The sequence below is a fragment of the Shewanella sp. Arc9-LZ genome, from assembly GCF_010092445.1.
Taxonomy (GTDB): domain Bacteria; phylum Pseudomonadota; class Gammaproteobacteria; order Enterobacterales; family Shewanellaceae; genus Shewanella.
On the sequence record NZ_CP048031.1, the window covers coordinates 2215168 to 2228504 of the forward strand.

Consider the following 13337-nt stretch of genomic DNA (forward strand, 5'->3'; position numbering starts at 1 on the left):
AAGGAAAATGAATGACTAGAATAAACTGGGGAATAGTGAGTACTGGCAGAATAGCGGCTTTATTTTGTCAAGATTTAGTCTTTTCGGCTAACAGTCATTTATATGCAGTTGCCGCGCGGCAACAAACGGATGCCGATGCTTTTGCAAAGCAATACGGCGCCGAAAAGGCCTATCAAGGCTACCAAGCATTATTTGATGATCCAGACGTTGATATTGTGTATGTCGCCACGCCACATAATTTTCATTTTCGGCAAGCTTATGATGCTTTAATGGCAGGTAAACACGTGTTGTGCGAAAAGCCGATGACAGTGTCGGTTGAAGAATGCAATATTTTGGTTACGTTAGCCAAAGACAAAGGCTTGCTGTTAATGGAAGCATTATGGACTTATTTTTTGCCAGCAATTAAACAAGCAAAAAAATGGTTAGATGAAGGCCGTATTGGTCAGCTTAAACAGGTCAAAGTCGATTTTGGCTATCCGATCCCATTTACGCCTGATGGGCGTGAATATAATCCGCAATTAGCGGGTGGATGTTTATTGGATATGGGTATTTACCCATTGGCGATTGCAGATTATTTTATTAAAGCTGACATCGATAATCTGTATGTTCAAGCACATGTATGTGAAACCGGTGTTGAAGATGATGTGATTATTATTGGTAAAAGTGGTGATATCGCTGTGAGTTTAGCTTCGTCGTTTCAGTGCCGATTAAGTAATAACGCTTATCTTATTGGCGATAAAGGTTACATTGTTATTCCTGATGCATTCAGAGCGTCTGAATGCAGTTTGTATCATGTAGATGAGTTGGTCGATAGCTTTATTGATAGCAGAGCATCATTGGGCTATCACTTTGAGGCGGATGAAGCATGTCGACTCATCGAACAAGGCGATCTTGAAAGTAGGGTAGTAACACATCAACATAGCTTATTGTTTCAGTCGCAACTAGCGAGAATAAAGGCACTGATTTAAGATTGATTCAGCCGCTATGCTGGCAATATAGTCAATATAGCGGCCGCCAATCATTGAGCGGGCTAACTCTTTTTTTCGGTAGCGGGTTTGCTGAAACTTTTATTGTCGCTTAACTGCATGGCGACCAATATTACAGCCATAATACTGGCTAATAGCATGGCGGCAGAAAAGCTCACCGTGGTGCCACCGGGAATAAATTCAACAAACGAAGTGATAAACTGACCGCCAAATACGGCCATCGTAAAATAGGATAAATTTTTGCCTCTAACGTTGGCTGCACTTTTTTCTACCGTCATATGGTTAAGTAACGGAATACTGAAACCAAAACCAATACCCGCAAAGACAGCTCCAATGAGTAATATCGGCATACCGTTTGCGTTTGCAAAACCAACATGCGCGAGGGCATATGCTACAAATGCGACAGCTAACAAATACGTTGCGCTCATGTGTTTGGCAACTTTTGGCATAAAGTACGCAGCAACCACTGCAACCAATGAGATAAACGCTAATAAATTACCCACTTGAGCTTCGTTATAGCCTTGTTGAACCATGCTCTTTGGGAGCACGACAATAGCGGTAAAAAAGATCACCATTGCCATAGTGGCAAAAAGATAAACCTGATGAAGTGATAGCCCTTGTTGAGTCTGGTTGTTATCACATTCAGCCTCAACCGTGAGTGATGGATGTTTACGCGGCACAAATAACAACAGCATCAGTAAAAATAACCAAGCTATTAAGTATAAACTCAGCGGATAAGCCCAATTAATACTGGCTAATGTACCGCCTAAAAACAGAAACAATACCCCACCTAATTCAATAGCCATACCCTGTTTAGCTATCATGCTGAGCCGCTCATTACCGGTGTACCATTGCGAAATAAGTACGGTACTGCTCGCCATAACGACCGCAGTAATACCGCCCAATAAAATACGATTAGACAATACAAACCAAGGGCCATTCAGCCAATACACCGCAAAGCCCATGGCCCCATAGAGTATTAAACCGACGATAAGCGCCCGATAAGCGCCAAACTTATCAATTGATTTACCCGCTATTGGGGCAAATAATACTGCACCTAATGCCGGAAAAGTCACCAGCCATACCGCATATTCATTGATGCCCAATGCATTCGATATACTTAATAATCCCGGAGCAACAAGGGCGCCAACCATAATGGTGAGGCTGGCAATACACAGCAGCGAAAAGCTGCCAAGTTTAGATAAACGAGTCATTGTTTTACCTGTGATTTGCTGAAGAACTAAGATTAAGAAAAGAGGGCGAAAGAGTAATTGTTCAACCACTCAGTCATTGATATCAACAATGAACGTTAAGCCAGCAGCTTTAATGTTTGTATGATGTCTTCTGGCTCTGAACGAGTTCGGTAATCTACGTCGACATAACGCCAGGTGACAACGCCGTCTTGACCGATAACGAATGTCGCGGGGATCGGTAACACACTGCCATTGCCATTATTGATGGCTTCAAGGTCGAGCTTGCGATCAACGCGCATATGTTCAGCGAGAAATTCAGGCACTTGCCATGCAACCCCATATTGTGATGCAACTTTTGCATCTTGATCTGACAATACCAAGAACTCTAGGTCGTGCATTTCATCTTTTGTCATAGAGCCATCCGGCACTTGCGGACTGATGGCAACCAATTGAGCTCCAAGGGTATGAATATCGGCTAACCGTACTTGTAAAGCACGAAGCTGCAAGTTGCAGTACGGGCACCAACTGCCACGATAAAATGTCACTACAACAGGGCCTTGGTGCAGTAAATCTACCAGGGATATTAATTTCCCATCCGAATGAGGTAACGAAAAGTTGGGCGCTTTTTGGCCAAGATTAATTGCACTATCACCTTGTTGAAATGCTTTTGCTTGTTCAATAATATCGTCAACGACTTTCATGAAATCAGGGTTCTTTTGTCGTCCCTCATTCATTTTAGCGTCGGTTTGCTGTTGTAAACTTTTCATATATTCCCTCGATAGCAACTAATTTAGCTAGCCTTTGGCAGACGACTCTGTGATTGGGACTTTGTAAATATAACTAGGCTAAAGAGTAAAGTGTTAGCGTCTATAATAAAAATGTTATTATTTTATTGAATCTATAGCAAAAGCGTATTTGAGGTGATTGTGGATATAAAAACATTGAAAAGCTTTATTAGCGTAGCGTCACACCACAGCTTTTCTGGCGCGGCGCGTGATCTCAATACGGTTCAGCCGGCGATTAGCCGTCATATTGCCATGTTGGAAGAAGAGCTAGGAGTTATGCTGTTTATCCGAAATTCGCGCCAGGTAAAAATCACTAACGCGGGAGAGCAATTGCTGCACGATGCGAAACAGATTATTGCATTGGCAGACAACGCTAAAAGTCAGGTAAAACGAGCACAGCAAGGGCAGATAGGCGAGCTTAATATCGCTCATTTAAGTTCAGCATGTTTGACTTTTATGGCAGATTTAGTTCGCAGCTATTCGCAGCAATATCCTGATGTGCATGTCACGTTATTTGAAATGACCGCGACAGAACAAATTGAAGCATTTAAAGATAACCGCATAGATGTTGGGTTTTCGCGGCCATTACCCAGCGGGATTATTGATGAATTTAACAGTAGTAATATTTACATCGACAAGTTGGTGGCCGTTGTGGGACAACACCATCCCCTGGCTGAATATAGCCAAATAGAATTGGGTCAATTACAACAGCAAAAGTTGATCATCTTTAACCGTGACGAAGCAGTAGGTTTGTTTGACGATACTATTATGTTGTGTAAACAAGCAGGATTTTCGGCCAATATTATCAGCCAACCTAAACATATGCAGACCTTGTTAACTGAGGTAGCTGCTGGTCTAGGTGTTGCTATTGCGCCTTATTGTATTCGTAAATTATACAGTCAAGGTTGTCATTTTTTACCTTTCACTGATGCACATAAAGCTATACCCACTCAGCTACATGTAAAGCGTGCTAATGATCGTGCTACTGTAGATGCTTTTGTCGCGTTGGCATTACACAACAAAGCTAAAATTGCCAAAAGTATGGCTTAATTAATAGAGCTTGAATGATAGAGTTTAAGAAGTGCAGCTAAGTGATGAAGTTTAAGTGAGATGGAACATTGCACTTAAGCCAGCTAGATACCCAACATTTTATACTAACAGGCCAGAGGAAGGCATTGACTATGGATGAGGTTTTACCACAAAAAAGGCGTTATTCAGAACTTGATTGGTTGCGGGTGGTACTGATTTTTGCAGTTTTTTTACACCATGTATTGATGCCATTTAATGGTGACGACTGGCATGTGATGAATAATGAATCGAGCAAAGTGCTTGACGATATCATGGTGTACTTTGAACAACTCAGACTGCAAACATTGTTTTTTATCGCGGGTGCAGCCAGTTTTTTGTTACTGCAAAAAATGCCCGTGCGCCAATTTCTCTCGAGTAAGTTTCATCGGCTTTTTATCCCTTTGCTGGTGGGAATGATATTGATTGTGCCGCCACAACATTATTATGAGAACATTACTGAATATAGCTCTTTAGCATCGGCGTATGGTGAGTTGATGTTGTCGTTTGATAGTAATCATTTATGGTTTATTGAATTTTTAGTTATCTTTATGCTGCTTGCTGTGCCACTTAGGTATTTGTTAACACGCCAGACCGGTATTAAGTTACAACAATGGCTTGAACGAATAAGCCGTCATCGTTTTGGGTTGCTCAGTTTAGTTTTAGTGTTAATCGTATTACGTGGTGCGCTCAAATATGTTGCGCCATCAGACAGTCACCATATCGAAAACCTGTCATTGAGTGTGTTTTATTTGTTTTTCTTCATTGCAGGCATGTGCTTTGTCAAAAGCGAGCTTATTTGGCGTGCGTTAGCTGAACATCGATACACTTATTTAGCCAGTTTGTTCGTGAGTTCAATCCTGTTTTATGGCTACTATTACTCACCTGATTTAAGCCCGTATTTGTCACTTACCACACGATGGCAATTATGGTGGTTAGTTTGTACGCTAGTGTCTTGGTCTGGGTTATTAACCATGGCAGGTTTTGCGATTGCTCATATTAAAAATACGCCAACATGGCTGCATCAAACCAACGAATTGATCTACCCGTTTTATATTTTGCATCAAACTGTGATTGTGATGTTGGCGTTTTATATTGTGCAGTGGCAAGCTTCAATCGCAATTAAATCGGTAAGTTTATTATTGAGTGCTTTTATAGTGTGTGCATTGCTATGTTATTGGTTGATACGGCCGTTTAACGTTACGCGGTATTTATTTGGACTTAAAATTATGTCTAAATCCAAATAGCAGGTATTAGTTAAGTTTTTGATATTAAAAGAATTTAACCGTAATAGATCACATTTAATCAAATTGAAACACCTAGGTGTGAAAAGTCCGCCAAAGGCGCAACACGCTTAATATTCGCGTTAGCTTAGTACATAAAACAATCAATTAAAAAGCGGGAGTGGATTAGCCTTCGTGCGCTAAATACTCAATAATTTGTTCCATGTTCAGATTAAAATCATCAGCACGTACACACTTAACAATTAAGTCATCAGTGACAGTCGCTAAATCAATTTTGTTTCCTACTTCAAAGCGGTCTGGTTTTAAATGATAGAAAGGTCTGACTAATGGTCGGATAGGGTCTTTTGGGTTATGACCTTCAACAATAGCGAGTCTATTTGACTCAAGTTGAACCACTGAACCGATAGGGTAAACTCCCATACAACGAATAAACTGGTCGACTAAGTCTTTATCCAATTCATTTTTTTCAGCTAACGCGCGCAAAATACTGAATGATTTAACTTGGGCATAACCCTGCTTGTAACAGCGGTGCGAAGTCAGCGCATCAAAAATATCGCATATGCTGATCATGCGCCCATAAAGGGTAATTTTTTCTGCTGGTACGCCAAATGGATAACCCAATCCATTGAGTTTTTCATGATGTAAGCTTGCCACTTCTAAACTTAGTTGGCTGATGCCTGGGGTATTCTTCATAATTTCAATCGAGTAACTGGCATGAGTTTTCATAATATGAAACTCTTCATCGGTCAGTTTGTCTGGTTTGTTTAAAATCCGATCGGGGATCATGATTTTCCCAACATCATGTAAAAATGCGCCAATAGCCAGTTGATTAACTATGTCTTTGTCGATTTTTTTATAGACGGCAAACATGGTCATCAAAACAGAGACAGACACAGAGTGTTCTAATAAATATTCATCTTTATTACGAATATTTATCACACATGATAGGGCATTGGGATTATTAAAAATTAAATCGGTGGATTCTGAGGTGATCTTTTGTACCGGATCCATGTCTAACGGAAGACCGTGCTGCGCATTATGAAACAGCTTTTTCTGAATGTCTTTTGATTCATTGAACACTTGGCGCGCTCTAACTATTTCTTGATTAAAGAAATTTGCTTTCACATCGGTGCGTACAGGCGTCACTTTTCGGGGCGCTTGAGGCTTAGGCCAACTGATATTTTGCTCAATTGTTGCGACATCAACTTCAGCTTTACTGGTATCAATGAGTAGTTTGGTAACTGATTTACGTTTTAATGCTTCAATAACCTTTTCGCTTTTAAGCACACCAGGTTTAGTGAGCGAAAAAGTATCTTTGGGTTCGGTTATTTCGACTACATACATTCCAACACAAACGTCAGTAATGTCATGTTCAATCAGCATAAATCGGTTCCTTGGGGCTATTTTCAACGTATGAGCGATGCGAGTCAAAGTACAGTTATAGTACTGCTATAGTACGACATTTTTAATAATATAGCGTATATAGTGCTGCAATATAAGCGTGATAACTTAATGAAGATCAATATTTTACCAAAAAAAATACTTAGCGAGTGCTTATAAATGTAACGACAATGAAATATAAACATAAACGCAGTTTATGATGAATTACCAACGACGTCCATTGTGTTTGAATTATCGGCATGTAACTGCGCGTTTTTTATTCAAAATTTATGATTAATTCTACTAATACATGAGCTTAAATATTTTACTCTATCCCTATTACTTAACACATCGTGTTTAATTAAATGAATAAGCATCGAGTGCTAACAATTCATACTCAACGTCTTGATGTATTTTTTTAGCAACACTTGCTTCGCTCGCCCCTAAAACAGCAATAAGCGGTAAAAAATGTTCCTGAGTCGGATGATTAAACTTAGCAAATGGTGCGAGCTGTAAGTAGTTTAATAACGATTGGGTATCATTATTTGCTAGCTTTTCTTCAACCCATTTGGTGAATTGATTCATCATATCAACGCCATTTAGTGTTTTAGGCTGACGAAAAACCTCGCTTAAATTATGGCTTATTCCACCTGAACCTAATATGAGAATATTATCGTGTTTTAATGACGCAAGTAATTGTCCATATTGATAATTTTTTTCAGCGCTAACACGGGTGTTAATGGATATTTGTACGATAGGAATGTTTGCTTGTGGATACATTAATCTCAATGGGATCCATACACCATGATCCCAGCCATGTGTTGGGTCTAAATTCACCTTGATGCCAGCGTTAGTAAACGTGTTGGCAATTTGCTGAGCCAGTACAGGCTCTCCTGGCGCAGGGTAGTGAATTTGATATAGTTCATCAGGAAAACGATAGAAATCATGAACGGTTTCTGGTTGCGCCCCGGCGGTGATCACCACATCGTCAGCGACATCGAGGTGGGCAGAAAACACCACAATAGCTTTAGGTGCAGGCCGCTGCTGGCCTAATTGTTGTAAAAATCGAGATGTTTTGCTGTTTTCAACAGCCATCATAGGAGAGCCGTGTGAAATAAACAGAGGTTTTTGATGCTGTTGCATATTAGGTTTCTCGTTTAATGTCATTAACTACGAGGTTATTGTGGATTCAAATAACAATTTTTAAAAGTGTTTCATCAACATGCTGAATACGACAATAATTGGCGTAATGAATGCCTGAGTTGTTTAAATACCGGTTCGTGACTGTAACGATGGTGCTGTATAACATCAACATTCGCTTGCCAGCCAATCTCTTTAAATTCAGACGGTAACAAAACTAGTTGACCGCTATTAACATAGTTATTGGCAATATGATTGGGCAGTAAACACCAACCATGCCCCTGCAATGCCAGTTCTAGCAATATATAGTAATTGTCGGCGTACCAAGCATCTGGGCTAATGGCTGACTGAAAGCTACTGGATTTAGTATTTCGCGAACGGATCAACAGTTGGCGGTGCAATTTTAAATTGGCTAAATTATCACACACCTGTTGTGCTAAAGGGTGAGAACTTGCCACATACATATCAAACTTAATTGACCCGATTGATTCGAAATCAATGTGATTCGGAATCGTTAACTCACTGAAAATAATCCCGGTCACAGCCCGATCTGTGTCAATCATATCGATAATATCAATACTTGATGCAGTTAAAAACTCAAGCGTGATAGTTGGAAATTGAGTTTCGAGTTCATTAATAATATTGGACAGTTTTTGCAGCGGGATGCCTTCATCTAAACCAATCGTTAGCTCTGATACTGCTTGTTGGTCTAGGCTTTGGGCGCAATCACGCAGGCGTTGATGCTGGCTCAGTAATACTTGAGCATGGGGCAGTAGTTTTTTCCCTGCTGGTGTCAATTGTGGGTAACGTCCGCTGCGATCAAATAGTTCGCTATTGCAGTCTATTTCAAGGTTTATCACATGCTGACTGACAACCGACTGGGCTTTATTAAGGCTTCTAGCCGCCGATGAAAAAGACCCTGTGTTAACTGTCAGCACAAACGCTTCAAGCTGTTCAATACTATACATATCGTTTTTACCGATACTTACTAACTTTAATGTATCTTTATATTGGATGAAAATAGCGAAAACGTCACCATTTAATAGAGATAAACATGCAAAGAAGAGAAAGAGTATTTCACGCCGTGTCTTTTGAGCTCGTTGCCATGGCCATTATTGTTCCTGCAAGTGCATTATTAATTGAAAAAAATCCATTAGATATGTTACTTGTCAGCATAGGGTTGACGCTATTTGCAATGCTTTGGAATTATGTTTACAACCTGCAGTTTGATAAGTTAATCGGCCCAAATAGAGTTGAGCGTAAAATTGGCATTAGAATTGTGCATGCGTTGGGGTTTGAAGGCGGTATGTTATTGGTGACGATTCCGTTAGTGTCATGGTATTTGGCATTAAGTCTGATTGACACCTTAATATTAGAAGCTGGGGTTTTAGGCTTTATTTTAGTGTATACCGCAGTCTTTAATTGGCTTTACGACGTGTATCAACCGTACCAAAAATGGTTTGCTCATTTGGTACATTAATATGGTTTATTCGTGTGGCTTTTCGTCTAGGTTCATTATTAGTTAACCATTGATGTAACAGAGGATTTAACCACGACGCCACGTTTGTTTTCTATTAGTGTCATGGTTGCTGTGGCATCATGATGGTTGAATAATGATAAGCTGGATGCAAAACGTGAAAAATTACCGCCTAAATTATGCTGCCATCGTTATCGTCAGTGCATTGATGTTAATTAATCCTGTCGCAGCGGACACACTCGCACCGTTTACTAGTGATGGTTGCAGCGCATTTCCAGATGGCACGTTTGAACAAAGCGAATTATGGTTAGCGTGTTGCCAAAAACATGATTATGACTATTGGAAGGGCGGCACATTTGATGAACGCCTTGCATCAGATAAAGCATTACGTGCCTGTGTTACCAATGTGGGCCAACCGCAAATTGCTTTATTAATGTTAGCCGGTGTAAGAGTGGGTGGCTCGCCATATTTACCCACCCAATTTCGCTGGGGTTATGGTTGGTCATACCCAAGAGATTACGGTTCGTTAACTGAAGACGAGCAGAAACAAGTAGAACGACTCTTTGGTCAAGAGCAAAAGTAATCATTAATCATTAATCATATGACAACAAAATCACCACAACACATCGGCACTCTTTTAGGCGTGTTATATGGCATATCGTTAACAATATTGGCGATATACCAGCGCTAAATGACTTTGGTGGGCTGGTTACCATATCATTTATGTTTGTGGTTCCGTTGGTTATTGGTCTTATTTGCGTTCATTTTTAAGCTCAACAAAGAGTAAAATTTTTTAGCCGAACCCTTCGGACAGGGTTTGTTGGTCATTTCTACTATGTTATCTGCTTTTATTTAAGTCATAACCAACAATTCGCTGCAAAAACAACCTTGAAAGATCATCTGGTCCTGGCGATTAAACCGATGTCACCAGTGTCATTTCGATGCCAAAAACCGTTAAGCTTAATTAAAACCTCACGCCGTTAAGCTATCCCATGAGTGTTTAATCGTTATATTTGCTATTTCGATAACATCTCAATATCCACTATTTATCGTCATAATCTCTATTATTAGAAATGGGTTGTCATTTAAAGCCTCATTCAATCGCCTTTTTAGTAATGTGTTAAATAGCGTCAACAGCCACTTGCGCCTCGATGTTATTTCAGCATACAATCGTGCGCTGAAATTGAGCTAACACGTGTACGCTATAAATGAATTTATTGACCCGACTTAACAAAGTCACTGCTAAAACCTTATTTCATACTGAATCATTAGGCAGTTATTTCGAACCGCTTATCCAACGTGTTAAGCCTGCTTGGCGAGCTCACTGGTTTCGTGCCCAGGTTTTGTCGGTTAAACCGCTTCGCGATGATGTATTACAGCTTGAGTTAGCTCCGCAAAAATCTTGGCCGCAAGCCAAAGCTGGCCAACATGTGTTATTAACGGTTGAGCTAAATGGACGGTTAATGACGCGGCCTTTCTCTATTTCGTCGTCGCCCGAACAACATCATGCTCAATACCCCAAAACACGGGTTATTCGTTTAACCATTAAACATAACGCGGATGGCGCTTTTACCTCAGGGTTAAGTCGGCATATCACTGCTGGTTGTTATGTTAACTTAAGCGCGCCGCAAGGTGATTTTGTGCTAGGTGAGAGTGTTGTTGACCTGCCTGAAACCCCATTATGGTTTGTTGCTGCAGGCAGTGGTATTACTCCGTTTATGGCTATGTTGCATCAATTGGCATTGTCTATAAAACGATCAGTATTGCAATCATCAAGCCCGATTCAGCTCATCTATTTTGCTAAAGCCGGCGAGCACTTATATGTTGATGAACTTACTGCTTTAGCGCAACAGATCCCTCAGCTCTCTGTGAAAATGTTGGTGCGTAAAAATGGCGACAGTTTAGCTGCTGCATTACAGGAGTGCCCAGCAGCGAGCCAAGTGTTGATCTGCGGTCCCGGCAAGTTTAAGCAAGATGTTGATTGCCAATTAGATGCCATTAATCACCCGCCACAACACCGTCAAGCCGAGTACTTTCAAGCACCGGTATTACCCCAAACAGATAACGGCCACCAGCATATTCAGTTAACGCAGCGAGGCAAACAAACCCAACTTATATTAGCAACGAACGATACTTTGCTAAATGGTTTAGAACTACAGGGAATAAGTGCCAATTTTGGCTGCCGTATTGGTGTGTGTCACCAATGCCAGTGTGTGAAAAAAACGGGCGTGGTTAGAAATTTACGCACCGGTGAGCTATCGCAACAAGGTGAACAATTGATCCAATTATGCATTTCTCAGGCAGTGTCGCCACTTGAGTTGGAATTATAAATCGATGAATAAAAATATTAATTTTGAGTTGTTAGCTAACGAGTTAGATGACTTAAAGCGCCAAACTTTAAGCGAGGTTGGTGCCACTGATGCTGCTTATATTCGTAAAGTGATTGTGTGGCAACGCGCTTTAGAGTGGGGCGGTCGTGTGTTATTGATGCTCGGGTTTATCCATCCACTATGCTGGGTTGTGGGGGTGTTGAGCTTAGCGAGCGCCAAAATTCTCGACAATATGGAAATTGGTCATAATGTGCTGCATGGGCAATATGATTGGATGAACGATCCTCATATTAACTCGCGTCAGTTTGATTGGGACATCGCCTGTGATGGTAAAAGTTGGCAACGGATCCATAATTACGAACACCACACTTACACCAATGTAATAGGTAAGGACCGTGATTTTGGTTATGGTTTGCTGCGTTTGTCGAATGATTTTGCGTGGCGGGTTAAAAACCTATGGCAATTTATTACTTACGTTAATTTAAGTATGCTATTTCAATGGGGTGTGTCTTACCATGAACTCGCTGCAGAACGTGTTTTTATGGGTAAAAAGAAACAAGACCGATCATCAAAAGTTGATGCTAGTGAGCTCAAACGTCGCTTTTTTAGTAAAGGTGGTAAGCAACTAATCAAAGATTACCTGCTATTTCCTCTGCTGGCCGGTCCACTATTTTTGTGGGTGATATGTGGTAACTTAATAGCTAATCTAATTCGCAATCTATGGACGTCTACCATTATCTTTTGTGGCCATTTTACCACCGATGTACATACCTTTAGCCAAGCAGAGTGTGAAAATGAAACTCAAGGTCAATGGTATTATCGTCAGGCGTTAGGGTCGTCAAACATTCTCGGTGGCAAATTGTTTCATATATTTACTGGTCACTTGAGTTTTCAAATAGAACATCATTTGTTCCCAGACTTACCATCGTCACGCTACCAGCAAGTGGCGCCACAAGTGGTGGCAATATTTGCCCGCCATGGGATTGCTTATCATACAGGGCCTTTTTTACGTCAATATAGCCAAGTGGTTAAACGTATTTTACGTTATTCTCTACCATAAACTGGATGACATTCGCTGACTAAGCACTTCAACCGAAGTGCTTTTTTTTATCGATAAAATATTCATAGGCGTGGTTATTAACAGCCGTTAAGATAGGTCAATCTGTTTAAACTGGAAACGCGAGAGATGATACCTTCAGATAAAGGGGTACGAGCTATAGCGATGCTAGAAGCAAGTAAAGGCGTATTGGCTTTATTGGTTGCAATAGGCTTACATGCGTATGCTGGTATAAATTTGTCGGTGTTGGCAACACAATGGGTGACGCATTTACACCTAAACCCTGCAAGTCATTACCCGAGTATTTTTATTGCAGCGATAGGATCGGTATCGCAATCAAGTCTGACGTTATTAGCATTAGGAGCTGCGGCATATACTTTGGTGCGCTTTATTGAAGCCTATGGTTTATGGCATAACATGGGTTGGACTCAATGGTTTGCACTTTTTAGTGGCGCAATCTATTTACCTTTTGAGCTTTACGAAATGATGAGCCACTTTAGCCTGCTCAGTGTGATTGTGTTGCTAATTAATCTTGTGGTGGTCATATATATGTATTTTGTGTTGTTTCCGCGTAAAGCAGCCATATGAGCTCCGCTTCAATGTCCGTTACGCAGATTAATCTGAAATTATTAACAGAGTTTAATGGCCAGCGGTTGATCCATTAAGTGGTAATGTTAGTA

The 13337-nt window shown here is 40.6% G+C and carries 13 protein-coding genes; 8 read left to right on the forward strand and 5 right to left on the reverse strand.

What is annotated here, in order from left to right; translation table 11 throughout:
* Positions 1–11: 11 nt before the first annotated feature.
* On the forward strand, positions 12–968 hold the full coding sequence (locus tag GUY17_RS09575) for a Gfo/Idh/MocA family protein (RefSeq protein ID WP_162022991.1): 957 nt from the start codon (positions 12–14) through the stop codon (positions 966–968).
* A gap of 62 nt (positions 969–1030) precedes the next feature.
* On the opposite strand, the gene GUY17_RS09580 is transcribed toward GUY17_RS09575, so the two are convergent.
* Positions 1031–2200, reverse strand: coding sequence for an MFS transporter (locus tag GUY17_RS09580; protein ID WP_162022992.1), 1170 nt, complete (start codon positions 2198–2200; stop codon positions 1031–1033).
* 95 nt (positions 2201–2295) lie between these two features.
* On the reverse strand, positions 2296–2946 hold the full coding sequence (locus GUY17_RS09585) for a peroxiredoxin-like family protein (RefSeq protein WP_162022993.1): 651 nt from the start codon (positions 2944–2946) through the stop codon (positions 2296–2298).
* A 159-nt stretch (positions 2947–3105) separates the two neighbouring features.
* On the opposite strand from GUY17_RS09585, the gene GUY17_RS09590 reads away from it, so the two are divergent.
* Positions 3106–4014 (forward strand): LysR family transcriptional regulator, encoded by a 909-nt coding sequence (locus GUY17_RS09590; protein WP_162022994.1) that lies wholly within the window; start codon positions 3106–3108, stop codon positions 4012–4014.
* 131 nt (positions 4015–4145) lie between these two features.
* Entirely contained in the window at positions 4146–5276 is a 1131-nt protein-coding gene (locus GUY17_RS09595; RefSeq protein WP_162022995.1) for an acyltransferase family protein, read from the forward strand.
* A 162-nt stretch (positions 5277–5438) separates the two neighbouring features.
* On the opposite strand, the gene GUY17_RS09600 is transcribed toward GUY17_RS09595, so the two are convergent.
* The 3 genes from GUY17_RS09600 to GUY17_RS09610 form a co-directional block, all read right to left on the reverse strand.
* Complete coding sequence (locus GUY17_RS09600) at positions 5439–6656, reverse strand: HD-GYP domain-containing protein (RefSeq protein ID WP_101088445.1); 1218 nt, start codon at positions 6654–6656, stop codon at positions 5439–5441.
* A 354-nt stretch (positions 6657–7010) separates the two neighbouring features.
* Positions 7011–7796, reverse strand: coding sequence for a class III extradiol ring-cleavage dioxygenase (locus tag GUY17_RS09605; RefSeq protein ID WP_101088444.1), 786 nt, complete (start codon positions 7794–7796; stop codon positions 7011–7013).
* Between the two features lie 74 nt (positions 7797–7870).
* Positions 7871–8761 carry a LysR family transcriptional regulator gene (locus GUY17_RS09610; RefSeq protein ID WP_162022996.1) on the reverse strand — a complete coding sequence of 297 codons (891 nt, stop codon included), beginning with the start codon at positions 8759–8761 and terminating at the stop codon, positions 7871–7873.
* Between the two features lie 86 nt (positions 8762–8847).
* On the opposite strand from GUY17_RS09610, the gene GUY17_RS09615 reads away from it, so the two are divergent.
* The 5 genes from GUY17_RS09615 to GUY17_RS09635 all read left to right on the forward strand — a co-directional run bounded on the left by GUY17_RS09615 (position 8848) and on the right by GUY17_RS09635 (position 13245).
* Positions 8848–9273, forward strand: a complete 426-nt coding sequence (locus GUY17_RS09615) for a PACE efflux transporter (RefSeq protein ID WP_162022997.1) — start codon at positions 8848–8850, stop codon at positions 9271–9273.
* Positions 9274–9478: 205 nt separating this feature from the next.
* Positions 9479–9853, forward strand: coding sequence for a hypothetical protein (locus GUY17_RS09620; protein WP_162024331.1), 375 nt, complete (start codon positions 9479–9481; stop codon positions 9851–9853).
* A 625-nt stretch (positions 9854–10478) separates the two neighbouring features.
* The gene (locus tag GUY17_RS09625; RefSeq protein ID WP_162022998.1) at positions 10479–11600 is read left to right on the forward strand and encodes a flavin reductase family protein; all 1122 of its coding nucleotides are present in this window, start codon (positions 10479–10481) and stop codon (positions 11598–11600) included.
* 4 nt (positions 11601–11604) lie between these two features.
* A complete protein-coding gene (locus GUY17_RS09630) occupies positions 11605–12660 on the forward strand; it encodes an acyl-CoA desaturase (RefSeq protein ID WP_162022999.1) in 1056 nt (351 codons plus the stop codon).
* Between the two features lie 126 nt (positions 12661–12786).
* Entirely contained in the window at positions 12787–13245 is a 459-nt protein-coding gene (locus GUY17_RS09635; protein WP_162023000.1) for a DUF2127 domain-containing protein, read from the forward strand.
* Positions 13246–13337 lie beyond the last annotated feature (92 nt).